Genomic DNA, 17,810 nt, shown 5'->3' with positions numbered 1-17,810 from the left:
ATTTTATCATTTATTTTCCATTCATAGCGAATTTATTCGTTTAATTTTCCTCATTTTTGTCGACAATGTCATCGGGAGGGAAGTGAACAACCGATGATTTTCGTTATCGTCATCATCCTTATAGCCTTCTTAGCGCTTATTCCTTTTTTATACGTGCGTATCACCATTCAATTTCAACATGCACAAGATAATGATCAATTAACGATAGACATTCGCCTTCTTCGGTTTCTTCGTTATCGTTTTACTGTTCCGCTTATTGAAATATCGAAGAGAGAAGCAGGCTTTGTGACAGAACAAAAAACGAATACCGGAAAAGATGAAAAAACAACGTTTACTGTTACGGATGCTCGGGAACGTCTAGCCCAAGTGAGGCAGTGGTTCAATCGAATCGTTCATTTACATACAATTGTAAAAAAGTTTTTACAAAAAGTTTCTGTTTTACAGTTTCACTGGCATACACAAGTTGGGGTAGGCGATGCCGCGAAAACAGGGATGATTGTAGGGCTTGGTTGGTCGATTAAATATTATATAGTAGCCATGGTCAGTAAATATATGAACGTTTGTAGTCATCCTTCTATTTCAATTGTTCCTTTTTTTCAAGGAGCAGTATCACGTACGTCGTTTACATGTATGATCCGATTTCGAATCGGTTATGCTATATTAGCAGGACTGAAGGTCGTCAAACATTTGAAAAAAGGAACACGGGTCACGAACGACGTGGAAAGCTGTTAGGAGGAATGAAAATGAGTGGACATCCAATTGAGGGATTAATGACGACAGCGATGGAAAACTTAAAGCAAATGATCGATGTCAATACGATTATTGGTGATCCTGTGGAGACACCAGATGGAAGCGTCATTTTAACTGTATCAAAAGTCGGTTTCGGTTTTGCAGCAGGCGGTAGTGAGTTTATGTTGAATGATGGAAATGAACAACAAAAAGAAGCTCATCCGTTTGGTGGCGGAAGCGGTGGCGGTGTATCGATTACCCCGATTGCCTTTTTAATTGTAAACAGTTCAGGTGTGAAACTGTTGCATGTTGATGAAAGTACGCATTTATATGAGAAAATTTTAGACTTAGCCCCGCAAGCGATTGAAAAAATTCAGCAAATGTTTGAGAAAAAAGAAAAACCGAAGCAACATAATGAAGCACCCGATTTTGATATTTAGTCTCAATCGAAATAATTGAATTTTTCATCTAATTACGTTATGATGAGCCTGTATCTTATATAAAGAGGAGGCTTACTATGGCGAGTGTTACATTTAAAGGAAATCCTGTCACATTAATCGGTCAAGAAGTGAAAGTCGGTGATGTCGCTCCGAATTTCACCGTACTTGCAAACGATTTATCGCCAGTGACATTAGATGATACAAAAGGATTCGTTCGTTTAATTAGCGTTGTCCCATCGATCGACACAGGGGTTTGTGATGCCCAAACACGTCGCTTTAATGAAGAAGCAGGAAGCATTGAAGGAGTAAAGGTATTAACGATTAGCGTTGATTTGCCATTTGCTCAAAAACGCTGGTGCGCAGCGAACGGATTAGAAAACGTTGTCACATTATCTGATCATCGCGACGTATCGTTTGGTCAAGCCTACGGTGTGCTTATTCAAGAGTTACGTTTACTTGCCCGTGCTGTATTTGTCGTAGATCGCAATGATCGTGTGACATATGTCGAGTATGTATCGGAAGCGACAAACCATCCAAACTATGAAGCAGCGATTGAAGCTGCGAAACAAGCGGCTCAACAATAATTGTGAGAGGCTATCTCAAAAAAGGGATAGCCTTTTTCGTTTACATTCTCTAAAATAAAATGTCGGACAGAAAGGAGTGAATGATATTGGAAAAGCTATTTACAGTCATTGACGAAACAGCAACGTGGTTGCAAGAAGAATTAAAATGCTCTTATTTAGAAGCTGTCGCTGAAACGGGTGAAAACATATTTCATGAAGAAATTCTTCAAGAAGAAGTAAGTGAGTTGTTAAAAAAACGGCTGAAAAAAGCGTATGAATCTATTAGTTTGCACGATTGGAAAAATGAACATATTCGTAAAGCGTTGCAATTAGCGGTGTTAAAAGGAATGAAGGAATATGTACAGCCTCACCATCAAATGACACCAGATGCGGTATCAGTATTTATCGGTTATTTAGTTGATGAATTTACAAAAACGTATTTTTCGCTATCGCTTCTCGATCCAGCCATTGGAACAGGAAATTTAATGACAGCTGTATTAAATCAACTGACGAATAAAAAAGTAAAAAGTTACGGAGCGGATGTAGACGATTTATTATTGAAGCTCGCTTATGTGAATGCAAATTTACAACAACATGAAATGCAACTATTTCATCAAGATAGTTTAAAGCCATTGTTTATTGAGCCAGTTGACGTAGTCGTGTGCGATTTGCCGATCGGATATTATCCAGATGACGAAAATGCCAAGTCATTTCGCTTACATGCAAAGAGCGGTCATTCATATGCTCATTATTTGTTTATTGAGCAAAGCATTCGTTATACGAAAGAAGGCGGATATTTATTTCTCTTAATTCCAAATACGCTGTTTACATCAGATGAATCAAAAGATCTGCACGCGCTCATCAAAGAAGAGACGTTTATTCAAGGCTTGTTGCAGCTTCCGCTTTCGATGTTTAAAAATGAAGCAGCAGCGAAAAGTATTTTTATTTTGCAAAAGAAAGGTACATATGCAAAAGCTCCAAAACAAACGTTGCTTGCTCAACTTCCTAGCTTTTCAAATAAGCAGGCGATGCAAACAATGGTGTTGAAGCTCGAACAATGGCTAAAAGAAAATCGTTCATAACCTTCTGAATATAACAAATATGTGAAGAAAACGTTTTCGTCAAGTTTGTGTACTTGAAAAGAGCGACGAACGACCCGTAAAATGAGAGACGTACCGATGAAATTCGCATATTTGCATACAATAATTGTGAACGATGTTAAAGGAGCTGTTTAGTCAAATGCCAAAAGTCATAGCCATTAATGCGGGAAGTTCTTCGTTAAAGTTTCAATTGTTTAACATGCCGAGTGAAGAAGTATTAACAAAAGGTGTTGTTGAGCGAATTGGTTTTGAAGATGCGATTTTTAATATTACAGTAAATGGTGAAAAAATAAAAGAAGTAACACCAATTCTAGATCATGCAGTTGCTGTAAAAATGTTACTTGATAAATTAATTGAGCTTGGTATTATTCAATCGTTTGATGAAATCGAAGGAATCGGTCATCGCGTTGTGCATGGTGGCGAGAAATTTAGCGACTCGGTTTTAATTACAGATGAAACGTTAAAAGAAATTGAAGATTTATCTGATTTAGCGCCATTACACAACCCAGCGAACGTTGTTGGCATTAAAGCGTTCCGTGAAGTGTTGCCGAACGTACCAGCTGTTGCGGTGTTTGATACAGCATTCCATCAGACGATGCCAGAGCAGTCGTTTTTGTATAGCTTGCCGTATGAGTATTACGAAAAGTTTGGCATTCGTAAATACGGATTCCACGGCACATCGCATAAATATGTGACACAACGGGCAGCTGAACTATTAGGTCGCCCAATTGAGCAACTTCGCTTAATTTCTTGTCACTTAGGAAATGGAGCGAGCATTGCAGCAGTAGAAGGTGGAAAATCGATTGATACGTCGATGGGCTTTACGCCGCTTGCTGGTGTAGCGATGGGAACGCGTTCTGGAAACATTGACCCAGCGTTAATCCCATACATTATGCAAAAAACAGGAAAAACAGCAGAAGAAGTGATTGATATTTTAAATAAGAAAAGTGGTATGCTCGGCTTAACTGGTTTTTCAAGCGATTTACGCGATATTGAAGAAGCGGCGGCTAAGGGCGATCAACGTGCGGAATTAGCGCTTGAAGTGTTTGCAGGGCGCATTCATAAATATATCGGTTCATACGCAGCGCGCATGTGTGGTGTAGATGCGATTATTTTCACAGCGGGCATTGGAGAAAACAGCGATGTTGTGCGCGCAAAAGTATTACGTGGTCTTGAATTCATGGGTGTTTACTGGGATCCAGCATTAAATAAAGTGCGCGGCAAAGAAGCGTTCATTAGCTATCCACACTCTCCGGTAAAAGTATTAGTCATTCCGACGAATGAAGAAGTGATGATCGCTCGCGACGTCATGCGATTAGCAAACTTGGTGTAAAAAAGGTGTCCTTATGGGCACCTTTTTTAAAAGATAAGAAAGTATAAAATTTCAGATTTGGGGAGCTGTCTAGCTCCAAGCGCCATCTGCTCGAGTCGCTCCGCCCCACACTGCGGCGGCGACAGCCTCCTCGGTGGGGCTTGTGCGCTCTTCGCCGATAGGCGGGCGCTTTGCGTTTTTCCTATTGATGTATGCGATTTGTAACCGTTTGGTTCATCCGATACCAAATCCATAAATCGTTAATGATTGAAGCGAGGGCCGCGATTTCAAAGTTGAGCGTGCATGAACGAGCAAAATCATTTTCTTCCCCAAGCTGCCTTTGTTTTTCATTAATTTGCTGTTCTAGCTCGATAATTCGATCAGGGATTTTTCCACGAATCGTCTCCCACTCTAATAAAATCGCCGCTTGTTCTTCTTTTGTATACATCTCCCACGCCTTCTGTAAATGTGGCAGTCGAATGCCTAGCCGTTCATCATATATAAAATGTGTACTCATTTTATTCTCCCATCCTTTTCATTTATTAATTTTTATTTTAATCAAAATAGTTATTGAAAAAAAGAAAAATAGTTGTTACATTATTAATATGTAAAATGAATAAATATTAAAAAACAAGTATTTTTATTCTTTAGGGAGGAACGATCATGGCAAATCCAAAAGTAGTGCTCGCTTATTCAGGAGGTTTAGATACATCGGTAGCTATTAAATGGCTGCAGGAACAAGGATATGATGTTGTTGCTTGTTGTTTAGACGTCGGTGAAGGGAAAGATTTAGAGTTTGTGAAAGAAAAAGCGTTAAAAGTAGGCGCTGTACAATCATATATGATTGATGCGAAAGAAGAGTTTGCGAATGAATATGCGCTTGTTGCTCTGCAAGCACATGCGCTGTATGAAGGAAAATATCCGCTCATCTCTGCGTTGTCCCGTCCGTTAATTTCAAAAAAACTCGTTGAAATTGCTGAATTAGAAGGAGCAGTTGCTGTGGCGCACGGTTGCACAGGAAAAGGGAATGACCAAGTGCGCTTTGAAGTGTCCATTCAAGCATTAAATCCAAATTTAAAAGTGATTGCACCTGTTCGTGAATGGAAATGGTCGCGTGAAGAAGAAATTGAATATGCGAAACAACATAACATTCCGATTCCAATCGATTTAGATAGCCCATTTTCCATTGATCAAAACTTATGGGGAAGAAGTAACGAGTGCGGCATTTTAGAAGATCCATGGGCAGCACCGCCAGAAGAAGCATACGAGTTAACAGTTGCACTTGAACATACACCAAATGAGCCAGATATCATTGAAATCGGCTTTGAGCAAGGGGTACCGAAAACAATTAATGGAAAAGCGTATTCGCTCGCAGAGCTTATTCTTGAACTGAATGCATTAGCTGGCAAACACGGTGTTGGTCGCATCGATCATGTTGAAAACCGACTCGTTGGGATTAAATCACGTGAAGTATACGAATGCCCAGGAGCGATGACACTTATTAAAGCGCATAAAGAATTAGAGGACTTAACACTTGTCAAAGAAGTCGCTCATTTCAAGCCGATCATTGAGCAAAAAATTGCGGAAGTCATTTATAACGGTCTTTGGTTTTCCCCATTAAAAGATGCGCTTGTCGCATTTTTGAAAGAAACACAAAAAAATGTCACCGGTGTTGTTCGAGTGAAATTATTTAAAGGTCATGCCATTGTAGAAGGTCGGAAATCACCGTTTTCGCTATACGATGAAAAATTAGCGACGTATACATCAGAAGATGAATTCGATCATCAAGCAGCTGTTGGGTTTATTTCCCTATTTGGCTTGCCGACAAAAGTGTACAGTATCGTCAACAGCCAAAAGAAGGTGAACGTGTGAAAAAGTTATGGGGAGGACGGTTTACAAAAACAGCAGCACAATGGGTCGATGATTTTGGCGCATCGATCCATTTTGACCAACAACTCGTCGAAGAAGACATTGAAGGAAGTATCGCGCATGTGACGATGCTCGGTGAATGTGGCATTTTACCAAAAGAAGATGTCGAAACGATTAAAAAAGGGTTAATGGAGTTATTAGAAAAAGCGAGAAATGGCGAACTTTCCTTTTCTGTTGCCTATGAAGATATTCATTTAAACATTGAAAAAATGTTGATTGATGAAATTGGTTCTGTTGGAGGGAAACTTCATACAGGAAGAAGTCGAAACGATCAAGTTGCGACGGATATGCATTTATATTTGCGAAAACGGGTCATCGAGATCATCGAGCTAATTCGTCAATTGCAACATGTGCTTGTGGAAAAAGCAGAACAGCATATTGAAACGCTTATTCCTGGTTATACGCACTTGCAACGAGCACAACCGATTTCATTTGCTCATCATTTGATGGCGTATGTATGGATGTTTGAACGTGATCGAGAGCGGTTTACAGAATCGTTAAAGCGGATTAACAAATCGCCGCTTGGTGCGGGAGCGCTTGCAGGGACGACGTTTCCGATCGATCGTCATTTGACAGCCAAACTTCTCGGTTTTGATAGCATATATGAAAACAGCTTAGATGCGGTGAGCGATCGTGATTTTATTATCGAATTTTTAAGCCATAGTTCCCTTTTGATGATGCATTTATCTCGCTTTTGTGAAGAGCTTATTCTTTGGTCGAGTCAAGAGTTTCAGTTTATTGAAATAGATGATACGTTTGCGACAGGAAGTAGCATTATGCCGCAAAAGAAAAATCCCGATATGGCTGAGCTCATTCGTGGAAAAACAGGACGAGTGTATGGGCATTTAATGGCCCTACTGACCGTTATGAAAGGATTGCCGCTTGCTTACAATAAAGATATGCAAGAAGATAAAGAAGGCATGTTCGACACGGTTCAAACGGTCATTGGTAGCTTAAAAATTTTCACCGGCATGATTGAAACGATGACAGTTCGTACTGATGTAATGGAAAAAGCAACGAGACAAGATTTTTCAAATGCAACAGAACTGGCGGATTATTTAGCGAAAAAAGGTGTGCCGTTTCGTGAGGCGCATGAAATCGTCGGGAAACTCGTGCTTACATGCATTGAACGGGGTATTTTTTTAGCAGATTTGCCGCTCGATGTATATCAACAAGCGTCGCCTTTATTTGAGGAAGATATTTATGAAGCACTTGATCCGTATACAGCTGTCAACCGTCGCATGAGTGCAGGTGGAACGGGATTTAAAGAAGTGAAGCAAGCAATCGAAAAAGCGAAACAAATAATAGAGGCATAAAAGCGCTCGCTTTTATGCCTCTGTTTGTTCAGGTGTGCGTACAACAAGTACATCGCATTTTGCATATCGTGTAATATGTTCGGAAACGCTTCCAATGAAAAAGCGTTCGACTGCACTCATTCCTGTTGCGCCACAAACGATTAAATCGACTTCATATTTTGGAGCGACTTCTTTTGAAATTTTTACTTTTGGGGAACCGTACTCAATATCTGTGACGACTTCTTTCACTCCTGCCTCGACAGCTTGTTTTTCATACGATTGTAACAATTCTTTTGCGAATTTTTCTGCCCGCTCCGCCACCGTTCGATCGTATGCTTCAATGGTTGCGAATGAACGAACGTCAATAATGTGTGAAAGAACGAGTGAAGCGTCGTTGCGTTTGGCAATTTCAATTGCTTTTTTAAACGCCCATTCTGCTTCTTTTGAGCCATCGACTGCTACTAAGATTTTTTTATACTTGTACATAAACACTCCCCCAATAAAAAATTTTCCTTCCTATTCAAGTATATCATTTTTTGTAAAACAAACACTACGTATTGTCGAAAAATTTATGACGAAAGGGGTAAAAACAATGCGTGAAAAGGAACAAAAAGAACAACTGTATTATGATGAAAACGGCGTTTCAGAAGTGACTGAGCAAATTACGGACGCATACATCAGTGGGGTCATTGAACAGGAAGATGAGCAAAAGAGGCGATAACGCCTCTTTTGTTTCTAACGAGCATAACAAGTGTTTTCCTCCGCCTATTTGTAGTACGATAAACATAGCAAAGCATGGATGGAGGGATGAGTATGAGACATGCGATTGTAACAGCGGGGTCGAAAGGGCTCGGAAAAAAAGTGACGGAACGATTTTTAAACAAAGGATATGCTGTTACCGTCCATTATCGAAGCGACGTACAAGCGGTTGAAGCATTGAAAGACATGTATCGTCATTGTCATGACCGCCTTCATTTTGTACAAGGGGATGTGACGAACAAAGAAGATTTAATTCGTCTCGTGGATGAAGCGTTGGCGACATTTGGGCGAATTGACTACTTGATTCATAATGCAGGTCCTTACATATTCGAGCGAAAAAAACTGGCGGATTATACTGATGACGAATGGTACGAAATGATTGAAGGGAACTTAAGCGCTATGTTTCATTTGTTTAAAAGGGTTGTCCCGATCATGCGCAACCAACGTTTTGGCCGCATTGTGACGTACGGTTTTCAAGGAGCAGATCACGCACCAGGGTGGATGTATCGTTCAGCATTTAGCGCAGCGAAAGTGGGGCTCGTCTCGCTTACAAAAACGATTGCGCTTGAAGAAGCGGAGTATGGCATTACAGCAAATATGGTTTGTCCGGGAAATATTATTGGAGAAATGAAAGAAGCGACCATTGCATATGCTCGCCAGATAAAAGACGATATGACACCGATTGGCCGTTCAGGGACAGGGGAAGATATTGCCCGCGTCGTTGAATTTTTATGTGATGATCGCTCCGATATGATTACAGGGACAGTCATTGAAGTAACCGGCGGTCTAGACGTTATTCATCGGTATCGAAAATAGGCTGCCATCGTGACAGCCTATATGATTTGTAGTTCTTTTGGATATGTTGTTAAAAGAAGCGGTCCTTTTTCAGTCATGTACACGTCGTCTTCAATGCGTACGCCACCGACCGATGGGACGTAAATACCAGGTTCAATGGTAAATACCATTCCCGCTTGAAGAGACATTGTGTTTGTTGCGTTCATCGACGGATATTCATGAACATCAATGCCGAGACCATGACCGATTCGATGCGGAAAATATGCTCCGTATCCTTCTTGTTCGATGAGCGAACGAGCGGTTTTGTCAATGCTTCCAATCGGTGCGCCAATTTGACACGCATGGATCGCCGCTTGCTGCGCTTGTAAGACGGTGTTGTATATGTGTTTTTGTTCTTCTGTTGGTTTCCCGAATACGACCGTGCGCGTAATATCGGAACAATATCCATCAAGTACGACACCGAGGTCAAATAACACGAAATCGCCTGCTTGAATACGATTCATTCCTGGGACACCATGGGGATGTGCGCTATTTGTTCCGGTAAGAACCATCGTATCAAACGCCATCGTACGTACCCCATGTTTTTTTAATTCATATTCAATAGTGGCGATGATTTCTAATTCTGTTTTCCCTTCTTTCAGCGAACGGACACCGACATCGACACCGAAATCCGCTAATTCGGCTGCTTGACGAAGCATGTGGAGTTCTTTTTCATCTTTTGTCATACGTAGTTCATGGATCGTGTCGGTCAAATCGAAACATGATGCATGAGAAAAGCACGATTGAAGTTGCTCGAGACGGCTTACAGTGATATGAGATTTTTCGATACCGATTCGTTCTGTTTGTACATTTCGTCTATTTAACTCATTGTGCAACATATGCCACGGATCATGCACATCATCATAGCCGACGATGGAATATGACCAGCCTGCTTGTTTTGCTTGATTCACATCCATTTCTGGACAAATGAGAAACGGTTCGTCATTTGGAAGCACGACAATAGCTAATAACCGTTCATGTGGGTTGCTGTAAAAGTTGCTAAAATAAAAAACGTTTGCTGTCGATGTAATAAACGCCCATGATGCGTTTGTTTCTTTCAGTTTTTGTTGAAGTTTACTTATTCGTTCCATCATATTCACATCCTTTCTTTTTCAGCTTATCATGAACGAAAAAAGAAGGAAATAGCGCAAAAATGAAGAAACAAGATCATGTAAAAAACGAGGAAAGGAGAATGAAAAATGAAGCTGACTTACCACGGACATTCAGCCATAAAAATTGAAACGAATGGAAAAACGATTTTCATTGATCCTTTTATTACAGGGAATCCGCTAACAGATTTAAAGGCAGAGGATGTTCATGTCGATGTTATTTTGTTAACACATGGTCATAATGATCATGTCGGAGATACAGTTGCATTAGCAAAGAAAAATGATGCTCTTGTTATTGCTCCTTATGAATTAGCTACATATTTAAGCTGGAAAGGTGTTCGTACCCATCCGATGCACATCGGTGGATCATTTACGTTTGAGTTCGGTAAAGTAAAATTGACGCAAGCGTTTCACGGTTCTAGCTATGTAGAAGAAAACGAAACGATTGTTTATACAGGAATGCCAAGTGGCATTTTATTCTATGCAGAAGGAAAAACGATTTATCATGCCGGAGATACAGCGTTATTTTCTGATATGAAACTTATTGGAGAAATGAATGATATCGACGTTGCCTTTTTACCAATCGGAGATAATTTTACGATGGGACCAGAGGATGCAGCGATTGCTGCGAAATGGCTAAAGGCGAAAACAGTTGTTCCTATTCATTACAATACATTCCCTGTCATTCAACAGGATCCACAATGGTTCGTCGCAAAGATTGAAGGTGTTGGTCGCGTCCTGCATGTTGGGGAAAGCGTTGAACTGTGAAAACGTTCATTGAATGCAGTCATGCACACCCTTATAATAAGAGTAAGAAACTGTCGAAAAAGGGTGGGGCAACTTGACGATTACGAAGCACGAACAAATTTTGCAATATATTGAGAGCTTACCGGTCGGAGAAAAAATATCCGTTCGCCAAATCGCAAAAGAAATGGGAGTAAGCGAAGGAACGGCTTATCGTGCCATTAAGGACGCTGAAACAAAAGGATATGTGAGCACAATTGAACGGGTCGGAACGATTCGCATTGAACAAAAGAAGAAAGAAAATATTGAAAAGCTAACGTATGCTGAAGTTGTCAATATTGTTGATGGGCAAGTGCTCGGAGGAAAAGAAGGACTACATAAAACGTTAAATAAATTCGTCATCGGTGCGATGAAGCTTGAAGCGATGATGCGTTATACAGGTGCAGGTAATTTGTTGATCGTTGGGAACCGAACGAAAGCGCATGAATTAGCGCTTGAAGCCGGGGCGGGCGTGCTCATTACAGGTGGTTTTGATACAGAAGAGCATGTGAAAAAATTAGCGGATGAGCGGCAACTGCCGATTATTTCGACAAGTTACGACACGTTTACGGTTGCGACGATGATTAATCGCGCCATTTATGACCAGTTAATTAAAAAAGAAATCGTGCTTGTTGAAGATATTTTAACGCCATTTGAAAAAACAGCATATTTGTATGTGACAGATCCAATCGAGCGGTGGTATGAACTGAATCGCGAAACGAAGCATAGCCGTTTTCCAGTCATTGATCAGCAATTAAAAGTGCAAGGAATTGTGACGGCAAAAGATATTATGGGATATGAGCGTGACGTGCTGATTGAAAAAGTGATGACGAAACATCCGATTACAGTCAGTGGAAAAACGTCAGTCGCTTCCGCATCGCATATGATGGTGTGGGAAGGAATTGAAGTGTTGCCAGTTGTCGATGAATACAATCGACTTCAAGGAATTATTAGTCGCCAAGACGTATTAAAAGCGCTACAAATGGTTCAACGTCAACCACAAGTTGGCGAGACGATTGATGATATCGTAACCACCCAGTTTTTAACGGAAACAGTTGATGGTGTTTTTCGTTGTAACATTACTCCGCAAATGACAAATCATTTAGGAACATTATCATACGGTGTATTTACGACGATTGTAACCGAGGCGGCTACGCGCGCGCTTCGGTTACATAAGCGTGGCGATCTCGTTGTAGAGAACATTACCATTTACTTTATTAAACCTGTACAAATTGATAGCGTCATCGATATTAAGCCGAAATTGCTAGAAATTGGGCGTAAATTTGGGAAGGTTGACGTTGAAGTGTTTAATGAAGGGACGCTAGTCGGAAAGGCGTTAATGATGTGTCAATTGCTTGAACGACAATAGGCTGCGTACGGCAGCCTATTTCGTTTCTTCCGCTTCTTTTACTGCGAGCGGAAAATAATAGCGATGGGCACGGTAACCTGCCCATATGCTTCCTGCACCGACAAGAAGAAACACAATACCAACGATGAGAGATACCGTTGACCGATGAATGAAAAATTGGTTGATTGCAAAGAAAAATACAAACGAGCCAAGCGCAATGCTTGATTTTGAACTAATCCATTTTCGCTCCATCGGTTTTTTACTTCGAAAATATTTTATTTTGTAATACAAATAAAACGAAAGTGAAAAAATGATAAGTATAACAAATATCGGCATATCCAGTCCTCCAAAAGAAAAATTGTTGCGTGATTATTTTACATCTTTTCGAATCATAATAAAATATGTTTTAATGGAGAAAAAAAGGGAGAAGCGCCATGGGACAAAAAGTTTTGGAAATTATTGATCATATTCGGCAATTTGATACGATTATTATTCATCGGCACGTTCGGCCAGATCCCGATGCATACGGTTCACAAGGAGGGTTAGCCGAGATCATTCAAGCTTCATTTCCAGAAAAACGAGTATATACAGTTGGAAAAGACGAACCATCGCTTGAATTTTTACGTAAAATGGATGTTATTTCGGATGAAATGTATAACGATGCACTTGTGATCGTTTGCGATACGGCAAATGAAGAGCGCGTTTGTGATCAACGTTATAAGCTAGGGAAAAAAATTATTAAAATCGACCATCATCCAAATGAAGATCCATACGGTGACATCTTGTGGGTGGATACAAATGCAAGTTCCGTTAGCGAAATGATTTATGAGTTATACTTAATTGGAAAGGAACATGGTCTTGTTTTAACGAAAGAAGCTGCTCGGCTTATTTATGCGGGCATTGTTGGTGATACAGGCCGTTTCCTTTTCCCAAGTACAAATCCGAAAACATTTAAATATGCAAGCGAGTTAGTTGAATACGAGTTTTCGTTTGTCGATTTATATGATCAACTGTATCGAACGAAATTATCGATTGCACATTTAAGCGGATATGTGTTGCAAAATTTCGAGCTATCTGAACATGGAGTGGCTCATATTATATTAACAAAAGAGCTGTTAAAACAATATGATGCAACGCCGTCAGAAGCTTCTCAACTCGTGAGTGTGCTTGGAAATATTGAGGGAATAAAAGCATGGGTATTTTTTGTAGAAGAAGATGATCAAATTCGTGTCCGTCTTCGTTCCAGAGGCCCGATCGTCAATGAAGTGGCGAAAAAATACCGTGGTGGAGGTCATCCGTTAGCCGCAGGCGCATCTATTTATTCGTGGGAGGAAGTTGAACACGTATTAGCAGATTTAAACGAAGTGTGCAAGCAACAGTAGGAAGCTTTCTACTGTTGCTTTAATTTTAGTTCAATAGATATATGAGTGAAAAATAAAATGGTTTCGATATCGAGATGATACGTTCGATTGTCGATAATGTACGTTTTATTTTCAATTGCTTTTTTTAATAGCTCTTTACTTTTATATACTGTTTCGATATCTTTGGCCGTTATATGTTGAATATCCCTTTTTATATCTTCTTCAATGCGGAAGGTTGTGTACGTATCGATGCCATACGATTGAGCGTTAATGATTTTCACATCAATTGATTGAATCGTCAGTCGTTTTTTATTTTCTTTGTTTAGCTGAATGTAATCTTGTTGCCAAATGTTTAAATCATGTTTTAATTGAGCAATGATTTCTTGTTGGGTTTTGAGTTGACGCACTTGTTTTTCTTGTAAAATGCCAAAAATGTGTGTGAAAACGATCCAACTGATCATTGTTCCAATTGCCGCCCCAGCAAAAAAGCGTTGCCATCCTGGATCGCGTGAATATGGTGGAACCCTCATGCGCCATGCTCCTGCGTAAACCAGCGAATGAATGTCATACCTGTTTGTGCGCCACCAGTTGCCGATAAAATGAGTAAAAATTGTTTAATGACATCTCGTGTTTCTCCTTGGAAAAATCCGCGTTCGACGCTATAAAACGTATCAAACGTACCACCAATGGCTGCAATTAACGCCCAAATTTTCAAACTGCTCGCAAAGCGATACATCATTGTCAGGGGCGGTTCGCCAGACAAAAAAGCCCCGAATCCCCCGATGAGAGCCCCTCCAACTAACACGCCTAAAGCAATGAAGTAGCTTTGAATAAAAGCAGGTAAAAATGCTGTTTTCATCTCCATCCCTCTCACTCCTTCTGTATACTATGTATATGGGACAAACGAACAAGGTATGTTTTGCTTTTCAGCTTTTACAGAGTCTATAATAGAAAAAAATAGAAAAGGTGGGAGACACATTGTCGTTTATCCATCTACAAGTACGAAGTGGTTATAGTTTATTAAGTAGCACGGTCAAAATTGAAGAGCTTGTCATACGTGCACGCGAGCTTCAATTTCCAGCGATCGCATTAACGGATGAAAATGTGTTGTACGGCACTATTCCGTTTTATGAGATGTGTCAAGCACATGGAATGAAGCCGATCATTGGTATGATAGCAACGGTCATTCATGAATATGGTCATACAGATCAGCTTGTGTTGTTGGCAAAAAATAACGACGGGTATCGTCAACTTGTCCATATTGCTACAATGATTCAAATGAATGGTGGGAAAGGGATTTGTTTATGTGACTTATCTCGTTACACGAGCGAACTAATTGGCATCACAAGCGGGTTGGACGGGCGAATAGAACAGCATTTGTTAAATGGCGAAATCGTCCAAGCAGAAGCGATTGCTCAAAGGTACACTGAAATATTCCAGCAAGGCGATTTTTACATAAATGTTCAACAACACGGGTTGCAAGAGCAAGCAAAGTTATTGCCGCTACTTCTTGAATATAGTAAACGATGGAACATTCCGCTCGTTGCAACAAATGATGTACGTTACATCTATAAAGAAGATGCGCTTGCATGTGAGTGTTTGCTTGCGATGAAGCATGGAAAGAAAATGAATGACACAAGCCGTCCGCGTTTGGAAACAAATGAATATGATTTAAAAAGCGCAGATGAAATGGTCTCTTTATTTTCTATGTGTCATGAGGCGGTGGAGGAAACGATCTGTATTGCAGAACGATGCCATGTGACGTTTGAACATGAACAATGGCATATGCCGCGTTACCCCGTTCCTTCAGAGACGACAGCGGATGAATATTTACAAACATGGTGCTTTAGAGAGTTGACAAGACGCTTTCCAGAGCGTCCCCAAGCATATGTTGACCGACTACGATATGAGTTGCAAATCATTCAACAAATGAACTTTAGTGATTACTTTTTAATTGTTGCCGATTTTGTCCGTTTTGCGCGTGAGCGAGGCATATTCATCGGACCGGGACGCGGATCAGCCGCAGGTTCGCTCGTTGCTTACATACTCGGTATTACCCAAGTAGACCCGTTGCAATATGGGTTATTGTTTGAACGTTTTTTAAATCCAGCACGTTTATCCCTTCCAGATATTGATATCGATTTTGCGGATGATCGTCGTGAAGAAGTGATTCGTTACATTGAGCAAAAATACGGAGCTGATCACGTTGCACAAATTATTACGTTCGGAACTTTTGGGATGCGTTCTGCTATTCGTGAAGTTGGTCGCATTTTTGATGTTGATGAACACGAAATTCAACAAACGTTATCAACGGGAAGTTTCAATCATACGCGGCCATGGCATTACGTTGCACAACGAATTGAAGGATTGCCGAAGCATACGTCCGTTCATGCTGCTGGCATTGTGATTAGTCCGCGTCCATTAACCGATGTCGTTCCTCTTCAAAGCGGGCAAACGACAACATATGTGACGCAATATGCAATGGATGCGCTCGAACGACTAGGATTACTAAAATTTGATTTGCTTGCTCTTAAAAATTTAACAATGATTGAGCAAATGGTTCAAAGTATTGAACAGCGCACAGGTCGTCGCTTGAGTTTTGAAAACATGCCAATGGATGATCAAAAAACGTATGCGCTCTTAAGTCAAGGGGACACATTTGGTGTGTTTCAGCTTGAGTCAGAAGGAATGAAGCGGGTATTGCGCGAATTACAACCGACAACGTTTGAAGATATTGTTGCAGTGAACGCCTTATTTCGTCCAGGACCGATGGAGCAAATTCCAACATATATTTCTCGTAAACATGGCCGCGAACAAATCCGTTACATGCATGATGATTTGCAACCGATTTTGCAGTCGACATATGGCGTCATCGTGTATCAAGAACAAATTATGAAAATTGCTGAACAAATGGCGAGCTTTTCGTTAGCTGAGGCAGATTTATTACGGCGAGCGATAAGCAAAAAAGACGTTGGACAAATGGAAAAAGAGAAAAAGCGCTTCGTTGAGGGATGTATACAAAATGGATATGATGCCGATCTCGCAAACGAATTGTATGAACTCATCGTTCGCTTTGCTGGATATGGTTTTAATCGTAGCCACGCGGTAGCATATAGCTACATCGCATATATGTTGGCGTATATTAAAGCGCATTATCCGCTTGATTTTTATGCAACATTATTAACAAACGTAAGTGGACAAAAAGAAAAAATGATGCAATGTGTATACGAGCTTCGGAACAAAAAAATACGTTTACTTCCCCCTTCCATTACGCGAAGCGAAGGGCATTTTACCGTTGATGACAACGGCATTCGTTTTGGATTGTTAGCGATTAAGCAAGTAAGCGCCGCCTTTGTCAAGCAAATAATCAAGGAGCGTCAAAAACGCCCATTTGCTGATTTTTTTGATTTCGTTTTACGACTACGTATTGAGCCTTCGCAAAAAAAGATAATTGAAGCACTTATTTTTTCTGGCTGCTTTGATGAATTTCATATCGAGCGTGCCACTCTTTATGCAAGTATTGATGTTGCGATTGAGCATGCAGAGTTGATGAATCTCCCTCTGAATATACGGCCAAAATACGTCCACGCTGAACCGCTATCGCTCATCGATCAACTGAAATATGAGAAACAATGGCTCAATGTATACGTGTCCCCTCATCCTGTTGAATCATTTTCACACTTTTACTCGATGTGGGGAGCAAAACGTATGTATGAATGGATCATAGAAAGGGCAAAGGAAGGAAAAGTGATTGTATATGTTGAGGGGGTGACGAACAAGCGGACAAAAAAAGGGGAAGAAATGGTGTTTGCTACAATTTGTGATGATAGTGATGAGTGGCATGCAATTGTATTTCCAACGAGCTATAGGCGGTTTCATGCTTTATTGCAACAAGGAAGCGTACTTTATATGGAAGGAAAAATAGAGCAGCGACCGAGCGGTTGGCATCTTATCGTACAACAAGTAAGAAAGCCGGTATGTGTGTATGTCAAAATTGATGAACAACATGCATCACCAGCTGTATTAAAACAGTTAAAACATATATTAACCGCTCATCGAGGATATGCACCTGTTATTTTGTATTATGAAAAAGAACGAAAAAAAGTGCAGCTTTCCCATGAGCACGCAGTATCTCCAAGTGATGAGGTAATCAGGAAATTGACAACATTGCTTGGGGATGGGAATGTCGTTGTGAAATAAAAATGCTTTACTATTTTTCATTTTTATTATATTTTTATAGAAGTTAAG

General features: G+C 40.4%; 19 protein-coding genes. 13 read left to right on the top strand and 6 right to left on the bottom strand.

The window, feature by feature from the left end; translation table 11 throughout:
- The first annotated feature begins 93 nt into the window (after positions 1–93).
- The 5 genes from ASC42_RS14390 to ASC42_RS00645 all read left to right on the top strand — a co-directional run bounded on the left by ASC42_RS14390 (position 94) and on the right by ASC42_RS00645 (position 4,165).
- The gene (locus ASC42_RS14390; RefSeq protein ID WP_055440100.1) at positions 94–732 is read left to right on the top strand and encodes a DUF2953 domain-containing protein; all 639 of its coding nucleotides are present in this window, start codon (positions 94–96) and stop codon (positions 730–732) included.
- A gap of 11 nt (positions 733–743) precedes the next feature.
- Positions 744–1,169: a GerW family sporulation protein gene (ytfJ, locus tag ASC42_RS00660; protein ID WP_055440099.1), complete on the top strand. Its 426-nt coding sequence runs from the start codon at positions 744–746 to the stop codon at positions 1,167–1,169.
- Positions 1,170–1,246: 77 nt separating this feature from the next.
- The gene (gene tpx / locus ASC42_RS00655; protein ID WP_055440098.1) at positions 1,247–1,753 is read left to right on the top strand and encodes a thiol peroxidase; all 507 of its coding nucleotides are present in this window, start codon (positions 1,247–1,249) and stop codon (positions 1,751–1,753) included.
- Positions 1,754–1,839: 86 nt separating this feature from the next.
- Positions 1,840–2,814: a class I SAM-dependent methyltransferase gene (locus ASC42_RS00650; RefSeq protein WP_082435649.1), complete on the top strand. Its 975-nt coding sequence runs from the start codon at positions 1,840–1,842 to the stop codon at positions 2,812–2,814.
- A 157-nt stretch (positions 2,815–2,971) separates the two neighbouring features.
- Complete coding sequence (locus ASC42_RS00645; protein ID WP_055440096.1) at positions 2,972–4,165, top strand: acetate kinase; 1,194 nt, start codon at positions 2,972–2,974, stop codon at positions 4,163–4,165.
- A 181-nt stretch (positions 4,166–4,346) separates the two neighbouring features.
- Here ASC42_RS00645 and ASC42_RS00640 read toward each other — a convergent pair whose 3' ends face one another.
- Positions 4,347–4,661, bottom strand: coding sequence for a hypothetical protein (locus ASC42_RS00640; RefSeq protein WP_055440095.1), 315 nt, complete (start codon positions 4,659–4,661; stop codon positions 4,347–4,349).
- Positions 4,662–4,807: 146 nt separating this feature from the next.
- On the opposite strand from ASC42_RS00640, the gene ASC42_RS00635 reads away from it, so the two are divergent.
- Positions 4,808–6,016 (top strand): argininosuccinate synthase, encoded by a 1,209-nt coding sequence (locus ASC42_RS00635; protein ID WP_055440094.1) that lies wholly within the window; start codon positions 4,808–4,810, stop codon positions 6,014–6,016.
- Complete coding sequence (argH, locus tag ASC42_RS00630; protein ID WP_055440093.1) at positions 6,013–7,389, top strand: argininosuccinate lyase; 1,377 nt, start codon at positions 6,013–6,015, stop codon at positions 7,387–7,389. The genes ASC42_RS00635 and argH overlap by 4 nt, the downstream gene beginning before the upstream one ends.
- Positions 7,390–7,401: 12 nt before the next feature.
- Here argH and ASC42_RS00625 read toward each other — a convergent pair whose 3' ends face one another.
- Complete coding sequence (locus tag ASC42_RS00625) at positions 7,402–7,854, bottom strand: universal stress protein (RefSeq protein ID WP_055440092.1); 453 nt, start codon at positions 7,852–7,854, stop codon at positions 7,402–7,404.
- A gap of 106 nt (positions 7,855–7,960) precedes the next feature.
- Between ASC42_RS00625 and ASC42_RS14320 the strand changes: the two genes are divergently transcribed.
- Together ASC42_RS14320 and ASC42_RS00620 are read left to right on the top strand one after the other, a co-directional pair.
- A complete protein-coding gene (locus ASC42_RS14320; RefSeq protein ID WP_255350591.1) occupies positions 7,961–8,089 on the top strand; it encodes a hypothetical protein in 129 nt (42 codons plus the stop codon).
- A 92-nt stretch (positions 8,090–8,181) separates the two neighbouring features.
- Positions 8,182–8,943, top strand: coding sequence for an SDR family oxidoreductase (locus ASC42_RS00620; protein ID WP_032100375.1), 762 nt, complete (start codon positions 8,182–8,184; stop codon positions 8,941–8,943).
- Positions 8,944–8,960: 17 nt separating this feature from the next.
- Here the strand turns inward: ASC42_RS00620 and ASC42_RS00615 are convergent, their stop codons facing one another.
- A complete protein-coding gene (locus tag ASC42_RS00615; protein ID WP_055440091.1) occupies positions 8,961–10,055 on the bottom strand; it encodes a M24 family metallopeptidase in 1,095 nt (364 codons plus the stop codon).
- A 105-nt stretch (positions 10,056–10,160) separates the two neighbouring features.
- On the opposite strand from ASC42_RS00615, the gene ASC42_RS00610 reads away from it, so the two are divergent.
- Positions 10,161–10,838 carry a metal-dependent hydrolase gene (locus ASC42_RS00610; protein ID WP_055440090.1) on the top strand — a complete coding sequence of 226 codons (678 nt, stop codon included), beginning with the start codon at positions 10,161–10,163 and terminating at the stop codon, positions 10,836–10,838.
- A 73-nt stretch (positions 10,839–10,911) separates the two neighbouring features.
- On the top strand, positions 10,912–12,222 hold the full coding sequence (locus tag ASC42_RS00605) for a CBS domain-containing protein (RefSeq protein ID WP_055440089.1): 1,311 nt from the start codon (positions 10,912–10,914) through the stop codon (positions 12,220–12,222).
- 15 nt (positions 12,223–12,237) lie between these two features.
- On the opposite strand, the gene ASC42_RS00600 is transcribed toward ASC42_RS00605, so the two are convergent.
- Positions 12,238–12,537: a YtpI family protein gene (locus ASC42_RS00600; protein WP_032100371.1), complete on the bottom strand. Its 300-nt coding sequence runs from the start codon at positions 12,535–12,537 to the stop codon at positions 12,238–12,240.
- Between the two features lie 98 nt (positions 12,538–12,635).
- Here ASC42_RS00600 and ASC42_RS00595 point away from each other — a divergent pair, with 98 nt between their 5' ends.
- Positions 12,636–13,583 carry a DHH family phosphoesterase gene (locus ASC42_RS00595; RefSeq protein ID WP_055440088.1) on the top strand — a complete coding sequence of 316 codons (948 nt, stop codon included), beginning with the start codon at positions 12,636–12,638 and terminating at the stop codon, positions 13,581–13,583.
- 8 nt (positions 13,584–13,591) lie between these two features.
- On the opposite strand, the gene ytrI is transcribed toward ASC42_RS00595, so the two are convergent.
- On the bottom strand, positions 13,592–14,092 hold the full coding sequence (ytrI, locus tag ASC42_RS00590) for a sporulation membrane protein YtrI (RefSeq protein WP_055440087.1): 501 nt from the start codon (positions 14,090–14,092) through the stop codon (positions 13,592–13,594).
- The gene (gene ytrH, locus ASC42_RS00585) at positions 14,089–14,427 is read right to left on the bottom strand and encodes a sporulation membrane protein YtrH (RefSeq protein ID WP_021093776.1); all 339 of its coding nucleotides are present in this window, start codon (positions 14,425–14,427) and stop codon (positions 14,089–14,091) included. The genes ytrI and ytrH overlap by 4 nt, the downstream gene beginning before the upstream one ends.
- Positions 14,428–14,540: 113 nt before the next feature.
- Between ytrH and dnaE the strand changes: the two genes are divergently transcribed.
- Positions 14,541–17,762 carry a DNA polymerase III subunit alpha gene (gene dnaE, locus ASC42_RS00580; RefSeq protein ID WP_055440086.1) on the top strand — a complete coding sequence of 1,074 codons (3,222 nt, stop codon included), beginning with the start codon at positions 14,541–14,543 and terminating at the stop codon, positions 17,760–17,762.
- The last annotated feature ends 48 nt before the right edge of the window (positions 17,763–17,810 follow it).

Source organism: Anoxybacillus suryakundensis (genome assembly GCF_001418025.1).
In the GTDB taxonomy this organism is placed as follows: domain Bacteria; phylum Bacillota; class Bacilli; order Bacillales; family Anoxybacillaceae; genus Anoxybacillus; species Anoxybacillus tengchongensis.
The sequence above is the reverse complement of the archived record's forward strand: the minus strand, read 5'-3'. Positions and strand labels throughout refer to the sequence as shown.